Source organism: Clostridium senegalense, assembly GCF_018916625.1.
GTDB classification, from domain to species: Bacteria; Bacillota; Clostridia; order Clostridiales; family Clostridiaceae; genus Clostridium_J; species Clostridium_J senegalense.
On record NZ_JAHLNC010000004.1, the window covers coordinates 1 to 17,483 of the forward strand.

At 25.7% G+C, this 17,483-nt stretch carries 13 protein-coding genes; 3 read left to right on the forward strand and 10 right to left on the reverse strand.

The features are described 5' to 3' along the window. Window positions 1-235: 235 nt before the first annotated feature. Window positions 236-1,621, forward strand: a complete 1,386-nt coding sequence (locus KQI36_RS08700; protein ID WP_216450572.1) for a radical SAM/SPASM domain-containing protein — start codon at window positions 236-238, stop codon at window positions 1,619-1,621. Window positions 1,622-1,656: 35 nt separating this feature from the next. On the opposite strand, the gene KQI36_RS17950 is transcribed toward KQI36_RS08700, so the two are convergent. Continuing rightward, the gene (locus KQI36_RS17950) at window positions 1,657-1,824 is read right to left on the reverse strand and encodes a 4Fe-4S binding protein (protein ID WP_216450733.1); all 168 of its coding nucleotides are present in this window, start codon (window positions 1,822-1,824) and stop codon (window positions 1,657-1,659) included. A 256-nt stretch (window positions 1,825-2,080) separates the two neighbouring features. On the opposite strand from KQI36_RS17950, the gene KQI36_RS08710 reads away from it, so the two are divergent. Then, window positions 2,081-2,254: an HTH domain-containing protein gene (locus KQI36_RS08710; protein ID WP_010294791.1), complete on the forward strand. Its 174-nt coding sequence runs from the start codon at window positions 2,081-2,083 to the stop codon at window positions 2,252-2,254. Between the two features lie 261 nt (window positions 2,255-2,515). Here KQI36_RS08710 and KQI36_RS08715 read toward each other — a convergent pair whose 3' ends face one another. From KQI36_RS08715 to KQI36_RS08745, 7 genes are all read right to left on the reverse strand, one after another. Beyond that, a complete protein-coding gene (locus tag KQI36_RS08715) occupies window positions 2,516-2,830 on the reverse strand; it encodes a DUF1540 domain-containing protein (protein ID WP_010294793.1) in 315 nt (104 codons plus the stop codon). Between the two features lie 138 nt (window positions 2,831-2,968). Further along, on the reverse strand, window positions 2,969-3,646 hold the full coding sequence (locus tag KQI36_RS08720) for an ABC transporter ATP-binding protein (RefSeq protein WP_216450573.1): 678 nt from the start codon (window positions 3,644-3,646) through the stop codon (window positions 2,969-2,971). Next, a complete protein-coding gene (locus KQI36_RS08725; protein WP_216450574.1) occupies window positions 3,631-4,395 on the reverse strand; it encodes an ABC transporter permease in 765 nt (254 codons plus the stop codon). Before KQI36_RS08725 ends, KQI36_RS08720 begins: the two co-directional genes overlap by 16 nt. Further along, a complete protein-coding gene (locus tag KQI36_RS08730) occupies window positions 4,370-5,365 on the reverse strand; it encodes an ABC transporter substrate-binding protein (protein ID WP_216450575.1) in 996 nt (331 codons plus the stop codon). Before KQI36_RS08730 ends, KQI36_RS08725 begins: the two co-directional genes overlap by 26 nt. Window positions 5,366-5,523: 158 nt before the next feature. Beyond that, window positions 5,524-6,498 (reverse strand): hypothetical protein, encoded by a 975-nt coding sequence (locus KQI36_RS08735; RefSeq protein WP_216450576.1) that lies wholly within the window; start codon window positions 6,496-6,498, stop codon window positions 5,524-5,526. Between the two features lie 80 nt (window positions 6,499-6,578). Continuing rightward, window positions 6,579-7,610 (reverse strand): M42 family metallopeptidase, encoded by a 1,032-nt coding sequence (locus KQI36_RS08740; protein WP_216450577.1) that lies wholly within the window; start codon window positions 7,608-7,610, stop codon window positions 6,579-6,581. Next, window positions 7,601-8,641 (reverse strand): M42 family metallopeptidase, encoded by a 1,041-nt coding sequence (locus tag KQI36_RS08745; protein ID WP_216450578.1) that lies wholly within the window; start codon window positions 8,639-8,641, stop codon window positions 7,601-7,603. Before KQI36_RS08745 ends, KQI36_RS08740 begins: the two co-directional genes overlap by 10 nt. Before the next feature lie 539 nt (window positions 8,642-9,180). Between KQI36_RS08745 and yjeM the strand changes: the two genes are divergently transcribed. Continuing rightward, window positions 9,181-10,683: a glutamate/gamma-aminobutyrate family transporter YjeM gene (gene yjeM / locus KQI36_RS08750; RefSeq protein WP_216450579.1), complete on the forward strand. Its 1,503-nt coding sequence runs from the start codon at window positions 9,181-9,183 to the stop codon at window positions 10,681-10,683. A gap of 27 nt (window positions 10,684-10,710) precedes the next feature. Here yjeM and KQI36_RS08755 read toward each other — a convergent pair whose 3' ends face one another. Continuing rightward, window positions 10,711-13,884, reverse strand: coding sequence for a ligand-binding sensor domain-containing protein (locus KQI36_RS08755; protein WP_216450580.1), 3,174 nt, complete (start codon window positions 13,882-13,884; stop codon window positions 10,711-10,713). Between the two features lie 254 nt (window positions 13,885-14,138). Then, a complete protein-coding gene (locus tag KQI36_RS08760; protein WP_216450581.1) occupies window positions 14,139-17,357 on the reverse strand; it encodes a ligand-binding sensor domain-containing protein in 3,219 nt (1,072 codons plus the stop codon). Between the last annotated feature and the right edge of the window lie 126 nt (window positions 17,358-17,483).

The following is a 17,483-nucleotide window of genomic DNA, read 5'->3' on the forward strand; positions in this document are numbered from 1 at the left end:
TATATATTAAATTATATATATTAAATTAGCCAACTTAATATATTTTTCATAATTATCAATAAGCTTCTATAATTTAACCTAAATTTAATTACATATAGAACCTAGTCATAGGATTGCAAAAAAAATTATTTTGTGTTCCTAAAATACTAATTTTTTATATGTGTGTTGCATATTATTAGTTATATTCTTAAATTAAACATATTTATTCACTTTTTTATTCATAGGGGGTATAGTTATGAATTTTAAAGATAATTTTGAAAAAAAAACAAAAGAAAGAATAATTTCTACAGTATTAGAACTCTTAGATAAAAATCCAGAATCTAATGTTGAAAGAATATTTTCACTACTTAGAAAATCAATTAAAGATGAGTATAGCCTCAAAATAGTAGAAGATGTTTATGTTCAATATTCGAATTCTCCAAATATCCAAGAATACGTTAAAAATATACTAAAAAATACAGACAAAAATTGTTTAAAAAAATTCTTTAAAAATATGCTTGGAAATGCCTTATGGTATGGAGTTAGTAAAAGAGAAAAAATAGGAATGGATAATGATATAAAAATTCCATTTACCTTACTTATAAGTCCATCTATGAGATGTAACCTTCATTGTACTGGTTGTTATGCTGCAAATTATTGTAAAAAAGATGATATTCCTTATGAGGAAGTAGACAGATTGGTTAAAGAAGCACGTGATTTAGGAATTTATTATATTATAGTTTTAGGCGGAGAACCTTTTTTCAATGAATACATGTTAGATATATATAAAAAATATAATGACATATACTTTATGCCTTTTACTAACGGTACATTATTTGATGAATCTTTAGTAGATAAACTACAATCCTTAGGTAATGTAATGCCTATGCTTTCTATAGAAGGCTTTAAAAAGGAAACTGATACAAGGCGCGGTGATGGCATTTTTAACTCTGTTATGAAAGGAATGGACTTATTAAATAAAAAAGGTGTTCCCTTTGGCGCTTCAGTAGCTACAGGAAATAACAACATTAATACAGTTATTTCAAATCAATTTATTGATATGTTATATGAAAAAGGTGCTAGAATGCTTTGGTATTTTATGTTTATGCCTGTAGGAGATAATCCTATTCAAGATATTAATTACATGCTTTCTCCAACAGAGAGATTAACATTAGGAAAAAGAACTCGTGAAATAAGAAAAGAAATGAAACTTTTCCCTATAGACTTTTTTAATGATGCTCCTTATGTTGGTGGTTGCATAGCTGGAAAATATTATTGTCATATTAATTCTAAAGAGGATCTTGAACCATGTATATTCTCTCACTTTGCCACAGAAAATGTAAAAAATAAACCTTTACTTGAAGCATTAAAATGTGATTACTTTAAGGAGCTTAGAAGAAGGCATCCTTATAATAAAAATTTACTACTTCCTTGCCCTATGGTAGATAATCCAACTCAAATAAGAGAAATAGTAAAATTTACCGGAGCAAAACCTACACATCCTAGTGCTGAAATTATGATTAAGGATAAAGAATTTATTGATAAAATTGATAAATTAGCCGCTAACTTTAAACCTTATGCAGATGAAGCTTTTGAAAAAGAATTTAATAATAAAGGTAATTATGATATGTCTAAAGGCTAAAAAACAAAAGGGGAATCCCCCTTTTGCTTTTTTATTTAACAATAGCTTATGGCTAAGAAACCACATCCTTCTACGCATCTCCCACAGCTTATGCACTTTTCTTCATCATAAATCATTCTTTTTCCTTCTCTTTTGATTGCATTTACATTGCATACTGCTGCACATTTTCCACATAAAACACATTTTTTATCTTCTATATGTATTTTTTTTTCATAACTCCCCCCATTAAACTAAAATCTAGTATTTCTATAGAGAAACAAAGCCCTATTAAAACTATACATAAAATCTTTGTTATCAATTAAAAAATAAATATATATATAAGTTTTAAATTAACTTAGAACTCTATATATTCATATTACATCCCATTTATTAAATTTGTCCATATTGGATATTGTATTATTATTTATTTATGTTATAATTCATATTATATAATAATTATTATCATTTGGAGGTGTTAAAATGGATATTTTAGATAAGGTTTTGGAAACATTAAAAGAAAACGGTGCTATGAAATCTGGAGAAATTGCAGAAAAACTAAATGTAGATAAAAAAGATATAGATAAAGCAATTAAAAAATTAAAAGCAGATGAAAAAATTGAATCTCCTAAAAGATGTTATTATTCTGCTAAATAATAATTAAATTTAATATTATATTAAATTTAACTAAAAAACACTCTCTATATTAAGAGAGTGTTGTTTGCATAAAACCAAATATAACTATACTTCTATAAATATTATTTTTTCATTATATAATATATACATACAAAGATAACATATTTTTAAGTTATATAAATATTATATATTTATATTCTATAATTGTAAATATATTACCTTAAACATATATATCAAAAGAACTTAAATTCTGAATTTGTTTACAAATTTTCACTATTTAAATTAATATCCACAACTAAAAGTTGAACATTCAGTTTCTACATCATTATATGCAGATTGTCCTGCTATATGTATACTTTCAGCATAACATTTTTTATCACTATTATGGATACAATTTTCAGCTTTACATGCTATATTAACACTTGGATTAGGTTCTGTAGTACAGTTAGTAAATGTATCATTTTTTTCTCTAAAACTACTACAACAAGTTTCCTCTGAATTTACTGCACTATTTCCTGTAACATCTATTGAACTTATACAGCAATAATTTTTATTATTATTTGCGCAATTTGAAGCTGAACAACTTAATTTAGTCATAAAAATCCCTCCTAATAATATTTTTTCTAAGTTTTAATAAATAATTAATAGCTATTTGTACCTTCTCATCTAACCACTAATTATTATAAATATTATAAGTTAACAGGTTAATTTTTATACACTTACTTAAAATGATTTTTAATTTATTAATATATATTTTAATTCATCATAAATATCAATATTTACATTTATAAATTCTTTTTTAACTGTTGTTGGTTTATCTGAAAGTACATATATTTTATCAGATAATTCAATAGCTTCTTCTATATCATGGGTTACAAATATTACTGTATTTTTATTTTTATTTCTTAAAGTTTTAAAATCCTCTATTAAAACTCTTTTATTTTTTATATCTAAAGATTTAAATGGTTCATCCATAATTAAAAGCCCTCCTCCATAAAAGAAAGCTCGTATTATACTAATTCTTTGTCTCATCCCTCCACTTAATTCTTTAGGATAAAATTCTTTATATTTTTCCATTCCTACACTATTTAATGATTCCAAAATTTTATTTTTTAATTCTATGCCCTTATATTTTGATTTAAATACTAATTTTAGATTATCATATATATTTAGCCATTCTAATAGCCTATCCTCTTGAAAAACAAAAGAAACGTCATCTTTTTTATATCCAATTACCTCTCCTTCATAATCTTTTATATTTTTAGTTATTATATTTAATAAAGTACTTTTCCCACATCCTGATGGCCCTAATATACACGTAACTTTTTCTTTTTCACAATTCATTGATATATCTTTTAAAATTTTCAGTTTTCCAAAACTCTTATTAACTTTTTTAACTAAAATTTCATCCATAATTTTTCTCCCCTAAACTCCCCAATAAAGTTTATTATATAGTCTATAATTATAGTTAAAATAACAATAATTATTATCCACGCAAATACACCAGCAGTATTTAAATACACTTTTTGTAACTGTATTTCACTCCCAATGGAGTTGTTTGGTGCTGCTAGGATTTCTCCACCTACAACAATTTTAAAAGTTAATCCTAAAGTTGATGAAAATATCTTACCTAACCCTTCAAAAATTTTAGGTATATATACATACCTAACAACATCTATTTTTTGTACGTTATATACATCTAACATATGTATTATCTTTTCATCAGTACTAATAATATTCTTTAATAGTCCTTCATATAGTATTGGAAAAACTGATAAAATCCCCATAAGAATTGGAGCTTTATCATTGTTTAACCATACCAAAGCTAAAATTACTATTGTCATTGTAGGTATAGTTTTCAAAAGTTCTATAAATGGTATCAAAAAATTATATATAACATGGTTTAAAATTGAAAAAATAGATAAAACAATAGCAAAACTTAATGCTATAAAAAATGCCCAAACTGACCTGTTTAAGGTCCCAAAAATTATATTTGCAAAAGTTTTCTCTGTTATTATATACTTTACTTCTATAAGTACTTCAATTGGAGAAGGTAATAATATTTTGTTGTTTATAACTTTATATAATAAGAACCATAGCATTAGAAATAATATTGTTCCTAATGCTACTAATTTTTTATTCTTCATAATATATTTTTTCATCTGGAATTTTACCACCAATAACTTTACTGTTAGACTCCATTAGTATCTCATAATATTTCTCATAATCTTTTTTAGAATCTTTAGCTTTTACAAATTTTAAATTTGATCTTTCTATAGCATCTTTTAAAATGTTTTTATCTACTGATATTCCAAGTTCTTCACAGTAGTTTCCTAATTTATCAGTATTGTTATTTGCAAATTCTATACTATCTTTATATCCTTTTATAAATTTATTAACAAAGTTATCCCTATCACTTATAAGGTTTTCTTTAATTATTAAACTACTTTGTGGATAACCATTCTCTGTTTTAAATGTTGTTTTCCACTCTTCGTTTAAATCTATAATTATATTAGAAGTTGTCTTTTGAGATAAAACTTTTGTTAACATTGGTTCTGGTATTTGAGCTATTTCACATTTTCCACTTAAAAATGTAGGTGCTAATTCTGTAGCTCCCCCTAAATAATTTAAAGTTATATCCTTTTCTATATCTATGCCTTTTTCCTTTAATATAGCTTTTAAAACTATATCCGGTGTCATCCCTTTTCCTATAGTAGTTACAGTTTTACCTTTTAAATCTTCAACAGTTTTTATATCTTCATTTCCAATTAAAGAAAAAGAACCAAATCCACCTGTTGCAGCAAGTTTATATCCTAATCCCTTATTATATGCCTGTGCCGCTAAATTTGATGGAACAATAGCAATATCTGCTTCTCCAGATAAAACTTTAGATGTTAACCCATCTGTTCCTTTTTCTATTGAATACTTTATATCAACAGTTTCATCAAAGTTAGGATTTTCTTTCATTATTTTTGCCATAGTAATTGAAGGTAATCCATCTGGTACAACTACATTAACTACCTTTTTCTCCTTTGTTTCTATAGTCGATCCTTTATTTGATGAATTTCCGCATCCAATTAATAAGATGCTTCCTACCAAAGCCATGGCTATAGCTATTTTTTTCAATCTCATTTCTTATGTTCCTTTCTTAATAAATTTTTATGTATTAAAATAAATTTAAAATTTATTCCACAATTAAAGGTTAAGGTAAGAAAAGAAATTATTTACTAACAATTTACATTCCATACCTTAACCATATTTTTTAATTATAAGACAACTTTAAATTAATTTTAGTTATGGATAGTTATAGTTTTTATTATAACTTTTGTTAAAAGTTCAATATCACTAACACTTATTGTTTCATTAAGTGTGTTCTTATAATTTACAGGTACTGATATTGCACCTGTTTTAATTCCACATAGTTCCTTGTGTATCATTCCACCATCTGTTCCTACTTTACTAAAAACATATTGACTTTTAATTTCATCATCTTTACAAACATCTTCTAATAGTTCTTTTATTTCATGATGAACTATTAAATTCCTATCAACTACATGTATGCCGACGCCTTGTCCACTTTTAAAGTTATCTGATGCTTTTTCACTATCAATTGCCAAACAATAATTTGGTTCTAGTTTAAATGCTGCTGCTCTTGCACCTCTTCCACCTAATTGTTTTTGAGTAGAAAATACAAAATGTATTTTTTTATCTAAATTATTTAATTCCAAGTTATGTTTACATATATATTGTAACGCTTTTATCATAGAATAGCATCCTATTTTATTATTTAAATTATGCCCTATTATATTCCCTTCCACTTCATTTATGTCCCCATATAATACAGCAACATCACCTTCTTTTACTTTTTTTAAAGCTTCTTCCTTTTTATCTACAAACAAATCTATATAAACATATTCTATTTTAACCTCATCTTTTTTACAACACACTCTACCAATTATACCATTTTCAAAAACCACTAAATTATTCACAAAGTCCTTTACTTGAAAATTGCCTATTTGATCAACTAATAAATGTCCTTTTTCATCTATAAAGTTTATTATAAGACCTACTGAATCCATATGAGAAACTATCATCATATCTTTATCACTATTTTTTTTACCAATAGTAACTATTACATTATCCATTTTATCTACTTCATATTTTACTGGTAATTTTTCTAATTCTTCTATTATTGCTAACCTGATATTTTTTTCATGTCCACTAGTTCCAAAAGCTTTTGCCAATTTATTTAATAACATATCCATACCAATACACTCCATTTCATATATTTTTATTATATCGAACTAAACCTTTACCTTAATATTTAAATGCAAATTAGCATATATTAAAACTTCTTTAAATAACAATTTAACAATTTTACTGTATTTAAATAGTCTTTCTGTGATGCAACTGATATTGAAGAATGAATATATCTACAAGGTACTGAAATTGCAGCTATTTTTGAAGTTCCATTTCCTACTGTGTGAATTACACCTGCATCATTTCCACCTGCTATTGAATTTCTTCTTTGATATGGAATTTTATTTTCATCACAGCATTTAATTATTTCCTCTACCATCTCATTACTAAAGATACTTTTTTTATCCATTATTGAAATTGCAGGTCCCTTATTAACTTCAGTTGCTTTTTTATTATCTGGTATGTTAGGCATATCTGCACATATAGTTCCTTCTAGAACAATAGCAAAATCTGGTTGAACATTAAATGCAGATATATTTGCTCCTCTAGATCCTACTTCCTCTTGTACATTAAAAACCCCATATAAATCACAATCATATTTTTCTTTTAATATTTCTATAATAACTAAACATCCTATTCTATCATCAAAAGCTTTACCTTTTATAAGATTTTCTCCAAAACTATCATATTCTGTATCAAAAACCACATATTCTCCATATTCAACTTGCTGCATTGCTTTATCTTTTGATTTTGCCCCTATATCTATACAACAATTTGAATAGTTAAATGGCTTTTTTCTCTCTTCAGAGCTTTGTAGATGTATAGCTTTTACTCCTATAACACCTTTTAATTTTTTTTCACCTATTAGAACTGGTTTAGATGGAATAGCTAACTGATTCACTCCCCCTAAACCTCTAAATTTCAAAGTACCATCCTTATTATATCCTGTAATTATAAATCCGACTTCATCCATATGTGCTGCAATCATAACTTTAGGACCGTTACCTTTTTTATGTGCAACTATATTCCCCATTTTATCGACTTTTATATCATCTACATAATTTTCTATTTCTTTCTTTATTATATTTCTTACTTCACCTTCATAACCTGTAGGACCATGAGCAGAAGTTAGTTTATCTAATAAACCACCTTTTTCAAGTTCCTTTGCTAGAAACATAAAATCCCCTCCAAATCTTCATATTTTGTTTTTTCTATAATTTTAGCTAATAATCTTCCTGCATTCTTAATATCATTTATATTTACAACTTCAACTGAAGTATGCATGTATCTCTGTGCCAATGAAAACAGTAACGTTGGTACTCCATCTGCTGAAATTTGTATATCCCAAGCATCTGTACCTGTAGCTCCAGGACACACTTCTACTCCATAAGGTATGTTATATTCTTTAGCTATATCAATAGTATACTTTCTAAGTTTCGGGTGAATATTAGGTCCTACAGATATCATTGGCCCATCGCCTAAAGCTGTATTAGAATCTTCATCTCCCAAAAAACTATTATCAAACCCAACATCAATAGCTATTCCTATATCTGGTTTTATTCCATAAGTAGCTGTTTTGGCACCTCTATGTCCTACTTCCTCTTGTGATGAGCATACAAAATACACATCTAAGTCATGATTTATATTTTCAAGCTCCTTTGCACAAGAATAAAGTATTCCAATACAGGCTCTATCATCTAGTGCTTTCCCAGAAACATTATCATTTAAAAGTTCTATAAAATTTCTTTTTATAGTTACAAAATCTCCAACACTTATTTTTTCTCTTAATGATTCTTCACTATATCCTGTATCTATTCTTAAATCTTCTACTTTAATTGCTTTTTTTCTATCTTCATCGTTAAATAAATGTGGTGGTTTAACTCCTATGATTCCTGAAATTTTTTCTTTACCGTGTATGATGACTTCTTGAGAAACTAAAACCTTAGGATCGAATCCGTTTTCTTCAAATTGTAAAAATCCATTTTTATCTATTTTAGTTACAACCATAAATATTTCATCAGCATGGGCCATTAACATTATCTTTCCTTTGCCCTTACCTTTTTTCTTTATAATTACATTGTTAAGATTATCTTTTGTAACTTCTCCAAAACTTTCAAAAGCACATTTTATAGTATCAAATAGCCAATGCTCTCTTCCACTAGGACCATGACTTTCACATAATTTTTTTAAAAGTTCTTTTTCATTCATCTTCGCTCCCCCTTTTTTCTAAATATTCTAATAAATTAATTTTACCATAAATATCTATTTTAAATTTAATTATAATGTTTAAATTTAAGTTTTTTAATATATATTAAAAGCTTTAAGCTATTTGTGACTTATAGACTTAAAATATTATTTAAATAAATATTATAAATTATATTTACTATTTTTGTATTGATATCAAAACCTAATAAATAAATTCAAAACATTTTTTATAAAATCATTACTAAGTTTTAAGTAATTTAAAACATACATCACTGTTTAAGATATCCAAGTTCTTAATGAGTAATTTTTAAACTGAACTTTAGCCCCTATATTAAATGTATTTACTTTTTAAGCAATACACATAATACTATTGACAATAATTTTTTAACAAATTTTTTCAAACTGTATAAATCATTTATATTTAATATATGTTCAAAATTTTTTAAATTTTTATCTTGTTTTTTCTCATAAAACCCGTATAATATAATCTTGTAGTTATTAAATTATTAACAAATTGTAAACTTTGTAAAGGAGGAAATAAAATGTCATCAAATAATAATAATAAAAAGTTATCTTTAACTGCACTAATATTAATGATATTCACTTCAGTTTATGGCTTTAATAATATGCCAAGATCATTTTACTTAATGGGATATGGTGCTATACCATTCTACATAATTTCATCTTTAATATTTTTTATTCCATTTGCATTTATGATAGCAGAATATGGAGCAGCGTTTAAAAATGAAAAAGGTGGTATTTTTTCTTGGATGGAAAAATCAGTAGGACCTAGATATGCTTTTGTTGGAACTTTTATGTGGTACACATCCGCAATAATTTGGATGGTTAATATATCATCTACTATTTGGATTCCACTTTCTACAGCTATTTCTGGAGTGGATAAGACTTCAACTTGGACTATATTTGGATTGAGTTCTCCTAAAACACTTGGAATTTTAGGAATTTTATTAATAACCCTTATAACTTTTATCTCTACAAAAGGTTTAGATAAAATAAAAAAAGTTACTTCTATAGGTGGTACTGCTGTTGCATTACTTAATATTTTACTTATAGGTGGAGCTATAATTGTGTTAATTGGTAATGGTGGAAAACTTGCTCAACCAATAGATTCACTTTCATCATTTATGTCTTCACCAAATCCAGCTTATACTAGCCCTATATCTATCCTGTCATTTTTAGTTTTTGCAATTTTTGCATTTGGTGGAATAGAAGTTGTCGGTGGTCTTGTTGATGAAACAGAAAATGCCGAAAAAAACTTTCCAAAAGGTTTAACTTTTTCAGCTATAGTTATAGCCGTTGGTTATGCTGTTGGTCTATTTTGTATAGGCATATTTACCAATTGGGATAAAACACTATCTTCTGATGTAGTTAATAAAGCTAATGTTGGTTATATAGTAATGAATAACCTAGGATATACTCTTGGAACAACTTTTGGTCTTAGTGAAACAGTATCAATAGCAATTGGTAACTGGATTGCTAGATTTGTTGGACTTTCCATGTTACTTGCATTATTTGGCGCATTTTTTACTATGACATATGCACCAGTAAAACAATTAATAGAAGGTTCTCCAAAAGGATTATTCAATGATAAAATATCTAAAGTTGAAAATGGAATACCTGTAACTGCAATGAAGGTTCAAGCTGTTGTTGTAATTATAATAATTGCATTAGTATCTTTCGGAGGAGACGCAGCTACTAAATTTTTCGATATATTAATAGCTATGACAAATGTTGCAATGACCATACCTTATATGTTCTTAGCCGGTGCTTTTATATCATTTAAAAGAAAAGATGAAATTAAAAAGCCATTTGTAATGTTTAAAAGCAAATCAGTATCTTTAATACTAACTATAATTGTTACAGCTACTGTTGGCTTTGCAAATATATTTTCTATAATAGAACCTGCTATTAATAATGACTATATAACTTCAATATTCAGTTTAGCTGGACCATTAATATTTACAGCAGTTGCATTAATTTTATATGCAAATTATGATAGAAAAAAGAAATCTAATAAACTATAAATCAAACAAAAACATTGACAACTAATGTCAATGTTTTTTTGTTTGACTTATAGGTAATGCTAATGTAAATTTACTTCCTTTTCCTAATTCACTTTCAACTTTTATTTCACCATTATGAAGTTCAATTATTTGTTTAGTTACAGTCAATCCTAGACCGCTTCCCCCATGTTCCTCAGTACTTTTACTGTAAGTCTGAGAAAATCTATTAAATATACTTTCATGATATTTTTTATCTATTCCTATACCAGTATCTTTAATATCTATATATACTTTATAACTATCAGTCCAAACACCAACTTCTATCTTTCCACCTTTTTCAGTAAATTTCACTGCATTTCCAATTAAATTAATTAAACATCTTTCTATTGTATCCCCATCACATTCAATTTCAAACTCTTCTACCTCTGGATCTATAATGAGTTCTATACCATTATCTTCTACAAAATTTTTCATTGAGAGTGCTAATTCCTCAACTATATAAATAATATCCACTTTTGCTATATGTAACTTATATTCTCCTGCTTCTATTTTTGAAGTATCTATTATATTATTTATAAGCCTTAACAACCTTTTAGAATTTCTTTGTAAAACTAGCATATACTCCTCTAATTTATTTCTACTTATTCCATCTTTAGACTGATTAAAACTATTTATTAATTGTACAGATGATAAAATTAAATTCAATGGAGTTCTTAACTCATGGGATAAATTAACAAAATAGTTGTTTTTATATTTCTCAACTTCAATAACTTGTTTATATAATTCTTCGTTCTCTGCAAATTTAATATTAAGTTGATGAGTTCTCTCAAATATTATGGATTCTAAAATTTTTACATAATTCCATGCTATATATATAATTAGTAAAATTACCAACAAATATATTAGATAGGCCCATCCAGATTTCCAAGGTGGATTCAATATTTTTATATTAAGTTCTGTGGGATTACTCCAATTACCATTTGAACTTCTTGCTGTAACTAAAAACTTATAGTTTCCTGGTGGAATATTTGTATACTTTGCATAGTTCCTATTTTCTGAATCTATCCAATCATCGTCTAGTCCTTGCAACTTATAATAATATGTTGTTTGTGCAGTATTTTTAAAATCAGGTAAAAAAAACTCAAAATTTAAATAGTTTTCATCGTATTTTAATTCAATATTCTTTGTTATATTTATATCTTTTGTATTAAATTTTAAACTTTCAATTTTAACTTTTGCAGTATAATCAGGCTTATTTATATTCTTTGGATAAAAGCTATTAAATCCACTTATTCCTCCAAAAAACATCTCACCACTTTTACTTTTAAAATAAGAGTATGTATTAAATTCTTTATTCTGTAATCCATCTGTTATATCAAAAACTGTAAAGCTATCTCTTTCAATGTTATATTTACAAATTCCATTATTTGTACTTATCCAAGGATTCTTATCATCATCAATTAAAATTCCATATGTAAAATTATTTGAAAGACCATTTTTATCATTATATGTTATAAATTTTTCATTTTTTATGTTAAATTTATTTATTCCGTAACTAGTTGCAATCCATAAATTACCTACACCATCTCCAGTTATGGATTTTATAGCATTAAAACTTATTGTATTCGATTCACCTTTTATATGAATATAGTTTTTAACTTCCTCCGTATCCCTATTATATTTTACTATTCCTCCATCTATAGATGTTCCAAACCACATATTTCCATATTCATCTTCATATATTGACGTTATAGACTTGTCCATTATATTATTATCATTAAATATATATGAGTAGTCTTTAAAATTCCCATTTGAGTCTAATGTGCATACTCCATTTGTTGTCCCAATCCAAAGTATTCCTTTATTATCAATAAAGAGTGATCTAACATCATTATTTATTAGACTATTTTCATTCTCCCCATGATAGTAATTAGTGAATTTCCCAGTATTTTTATTAAATTTATTTAATCCATTAGATGTAGCTATCCATATATCGTTACCTTTACCTGTGATTTGCCATATTTGATTGTCACTTATGGATTTTATATCTTCCTTTTTAAATACTTTAATAGAATTATTGTACCTATCTAAAACATTTAATCCATCATTTTTGGTACCTAACCAAATTAACCCTTCATCATCTTCATATATTCCTGAAACTTGATCTGAACTTAAAGTTTGATCTATCATAGGAATCCTTTTGTAGTGTGTAAACAACTTATTAGGATTAAAAATACTAATTCCTCCATAAGTTCCTACCCAAATTAATCCCGATTTATCTTGGGTAATTGATAACACATTATTACTCACTAAACTTTGACTATCATAATAACTGTTTTTATAAGTTATAAAATTATTATCTTTAATGTTTATTAATCCATTATCACTTCCAATCCACAAATTTCCTGAAGCATCTTTAAATATACTACTTATGTTTCCGTTTAAGTCCTCATAATTATACTTACTCATTTTATTAGTTTCTATATTTAATTCAAATAATCCATCTTCCTTGGTTCCTATATAAATTTTTTCATTATCCTTATAAACTTTAGTTATATATGTACCATTTACTAAATCATTATCATATCTTATAAATTTATTATCTTTAACTTCAAACTTATTTAATCCATTATTAGTTCCTATCCATATATTACCATTTATATCCTCACATATACTAGTTATAAAATCACTACTTAAGGAGTTACTATTATTTATTTCATTAAAAAATTTATCTATTTTTTTAGATTTTTTATCTATTATATTCAGCCCATTCTCTGTAGCCACCCATATTCTCTCATTACTATCTTCCATTATGTCTACAATCTTATAATGTGATAAATCGCTATATGCATTATATGTCTCTAAAACTTTACCATCCTTATTTATTTTATTTATTCCTCGTGAAGTACCTATCCATAAATATCCTTCTCCATCTTCAAATATATCCGATATGCAATTTGAGTTTATACTTATCTTTTCTTCATCATATCTATATACATAAAACTGATGTCCGTCATACCTATTTAGTCCATCATCTGTTCCTATCCAAATATATCCCTCACTATCTTGAAATATGGCATTCACTGATGATTGAGATAAACCATCATCTACTGTTATATTTTCAAAATTTAATTTATGAGTTTCTGTTTCTCCATAAACAGAATAATTCTTTATACAAAATATAATTAAAAATATAAAAATCATTATAATTTTTTCTTTCATATCAAACTCCTTTTAATAAAATTACTTTATTTAAGTATTTGAATATTCAAATCAACATTCTATTACAAACTTTATAATTATATTATAGTATTTTTATTACATACACTTGTACTTTTACTAATAAAATTTAATAATTTTTTAAATTATATTAAATAAAAAGATAATGTGGTTTTAAATTTTAATATATTATTAAAACAACATTATCTCCTAATCAACTTTTCATTCTAAAATTTTTTAAGATTAAATTTACTTTATTATGAGTAATTTAAACTTCCTACATGAGTATTTCTATAGACAGGAAGTGTTATAACAAATTCACTTCCCTCTCCAACTTTACTAATTAGTTCTATACTACCCTCATGCAACAGAATCAATTGTCTTGTAACTGTAAGACCTAATCCACTTCCACCATATTCTTCTGTAGATTTTTTATAAGCTTGTGAAAATCTATTAAATATTACATCATGATATTTACAATCAATACCTATGCCAGTATCTTTTACAGATATTTTCACTTGCTCTCCCAAATCAAATAATCTAACCTCTATTCTTCCACCTTTATCTGTAAATTTAACTGCATTTCCTATTAAGTTTATAATACACCTTTCTATTTCTGATGGAGCACATTCTATCATTTTTTCTTCCATTTCAGGATCTATTATAAGTTCTATTCCTTTACTTTCTATTAAATCTTTCATTGAAAGAGCAACTTCTTCAACTAAATAAACAATATCTACATTTTCAAATTTCACTTCATATGTTCCTGATTCAATTTTTGAAGTATCTATTATATTATTTATAAGCTTTAATAATCTATTAGAATTTTTATTCATAACCTTCACATAATATACTATTTTCTCCTTTGGAATATAACTTTTTTCTTCATTTAATTTATCTATAAGCTGAAGACTACTTAAAATAACATTTAGTGGAGTTCTAAGTTCATGTGATAAATTAACAAAATAATTATTCTTATTTTTTTCTTGTTGAATAATTTTCTTATATAAATTTTCATTTTCATGTAACTCTTTGTTTAGTTCACTAGTCTTTTGTTTTACTAAAGAATCTAAAACTTTAAACTCATTCCACAAAAATAATATAATCATAGCCACTATAATTATATAAATCAAATAAGCAAACGGTGTTCTCCATGGTGGTGTTTGAATATTAATATTTACTTTTTTAGGACCACTCCACTGACCAATACAATTTTGTGAACATATTTCAAAAGTATACTCCCCTGGTGGAATCTGAGTATAACTTATATTATTTAAGTTTAATCCAAAATTCCAATCCTTGTCTAATCCTTTTAATCTATATAAAAATGCTCTATTCCCTAAATTCCTATAATCAGGAAGAAAGAAATTTATATTAAAACTATTTTCATAATGTTTTAAACTTAAGTCCTTATAATCAACTATTTCTTTATCTTTAACAGAAATATCTTTTATAACTACATCTATACTAATATCCTCTTCTTTAAACTTACTAGGACTAAATACATTAAATCCATTATTTCCACCAAAAAACATTTCTCCATTTTTATTTTTAAAATAAGATAATAAATTAAATTCTTTTCCTTGTAGCCCATCGAAAATATCAAATATGATTATTGATTGATTTTGAATCTCCAATTTACATATTCCTTGATTAGTACTTATCCAAGGATTATCTTTTTCATCTACTAATATTCCATATACATAATTGCTTGGTAATCCAGAACTTTCATCCCCTTGACTAAATTTTTCTGTTTTAGGATCTAACATATTAATTCCATAATCACTACCAATTAATATAGTACCTTTACTATCACTATTAATACAACTTATTCTATTACTTATTAACCCATTGCAACTATTTTCTTCATGATAATAATTTTTTATTTTATTACTCTCTTTATTATATCTTATAAGCCCTATATTTCCCCCAAACCACATTTCTCCATTTTTATCTTGATGTATTGTTAAAATAACTTTATCTAACCTTCCAATGGTACTTTCTAAAATAAATTTATAATCTATAATTTCACCATTTGGAGATATTGCTATTAATTCATTGTTACCACTAATCCAAAGATAACCTTCTTTATCAAAGTATAACGTTTTAGGAGAACATATAGGTAAATCTAGTGTAGTACTTATTCCGCTATTTTTATTAAATTTTTTTACATAACGGGATGTATTCCAATATATTTCATCATTTTCATTACCTACTACAGACCACACATATTCATTTTCATCTTCTTTATATATAACTTTATTTTTATTTTTTCTATCAATGCAATTAATTCCATTGTCTCTAGTTCCTACCCAAAGTAATTCATCTTTGTCTTCATAAATTCCACTTATTATATTGCTGCTTATAGAGTTTTTATCTCCAGTTTTTTTATAATGTTCAAAAAAACTTTTTGAGTTATATAAATTTATTCCATCTGCAGTTCCAATCCATATAAGTCCTGTTCTATCTTGGTATACATCTATAACTACATTACTTGATAAACTTTTTAAATCACATGTGTTATTTTTGCATTCTATAATTTTTTCACTTTTTAAATCATATATATTTAATCCATTATGAGTACCAATAAACATTTTGCTTTCTTCATTACAATTTACTATCTTTAATTTTGTAATAGTATTGCTTAATATTTCATTTGTTTCGTTGTTATAAATAATATTTTCTTTTGTCTTTAAATTTAATTTATTAATTCCCCCTTTTAATGTTCCAACCCATAAATTATCATTTTCTACACATAAACTTGTAATACTATTATCTGTTAGATTGTATAACTCTCCTCCATGAGAATAAGTATCTATCTTGCTTAAATCTTCATTAATGCAGTTTAACCCATCCTTAGTCCCTACCCATATATTTCCTTTCTTATCTTCTTCTATAGCAGTAATTCTATTATCTGTTAGCTTTACACAAGAATCACTTTTATAAATTCTAAAAAAATTATCCTCATCATAGTTATATATATTTAAACCATATTCAGTGCCTATCCATAATCTATTTTTAGAATCTACCATTAATACTCTTATCCTATTGTTAGATATACTATTCTCATCACAATCATTAAATTTATATATTTGAATCTTATTGGTTTTAGTATCAAATCTATTAAGTCCATTTTTTGTTCCTATCCAAATATTTTCTTTATTATCTTGTGTAATACACAAAATATTAGAAGATGATAAACCTTTATCTTTAAATTTATTGTATTTAATAACTTCAAATTTATTGCCATCATATATGTTTAACCCTTCATTAGTCCCTATCCACATATATCCTTTTTTATCCTGTATAATTGATCTTATAGTATTTTGCGACAATCCATCTTCATTAGTAATTCTTTCAAAATTTAGCTGATTTCCTACAGCTAATGCATTAGATGTTAAATAAGTATAAAATAAAACAGAAATAATTAAAAATTTAATATAAACTTCATTTTTTTTCAAATTATAACTTATCATGTAATATCCCCTCATATAATAACTTCAAACTTTATCTTTTTATACAATAATATAACAATTTTTATACTATTTCTATATTTTTTCATTTAATACATTATATTGTAAGTTGAAATATTTGGAATTTCA

Bases quoted from the DNA above. Each gene is read 5' to 3' on its own strand.
- KQI36_RS08700 (WP_216450572.1), top strand. From the start codon at position 236: ATGAATTTTAAAGATAATTTTGAAAAAAAAACAAAAGAAAGAATAATT.
- KQI36_RS08710 (WP_010294791.1), top strand. From the start codon at position 2,081: ATGGATATTTTAGATAAGGTTTTGGAAACATTAAAAGAAAACGGTGCT.
- KQI36_RS08715 (WP_010294793.1), bottom strand. From the start codon at position 2,830: ATGACTAAATTAAGTTGTTCAGCTTCAAATTGCGCAAATAATAATAAA.
- KQI36_RS08720 (WP_216450573.1), bottom strand. From the start codon at position 3,646: ATGGATGAAATTTTAGTTAAAAAAGTTAATAAGAGTTTTGGAAAACTG.
- KQI36_RS08725 (WP_216450574.1), bottom strand. From the start codon at position 4,395: ATGAAAAAATATATTATGAAGAATAAAAAATTAGTAGCATTAGGAACA.
- KQI36_RS08730 (WP_216450575.1), bottom strand. From the start codon at position 5,365: ATGAGATTGAAAAAAATAGCTATAGCCATGGCTTTGGTAGGAAGCATC.
- KQI36_RS08735 (WP_216450576.1), bottom strand. From the start codon at position 6,498: ATGGATATGTTATTAAATAAATTGGCAAAAGCTTTTGGAACTAGTGGA.
- KQI36_RS08740 (WP_216450577.1), bottom strand. From the start codon at position 7,610: ATGTTTCTAGCAAAGGAACTTGAAAAAGGTGGTTTATTAGATAAACTA.
- KQI36_RS08745 (WP_216450578.1), bottom strand. From the start codon at position 8,641: ATGAATGAAAAAGAACTTTTAAAAAAATTATGTGAAAGTCATGGTCCT.
- yjeM (WP_216450579.1), top strand. From the start codon at position 9,181: ATGTCATCAAATAATAATAATAAAAAGTTATCTTTAACTGCACTAATA.
- KQI36_RS08755 (WP_216450580.1), bottom strand. From the start codon at position 13,884: ATGAAAGAAAAAATTATAATGATTTTTATATTTTTAATTATATTTTGT.
- KQI36_RS08760 (WP_216450581.1), bottom strand. From the start codon at position 17,357: ATGATAAGTTATAATTTGAAAAAAAATGAAGTTTATATTAAATTTTTA.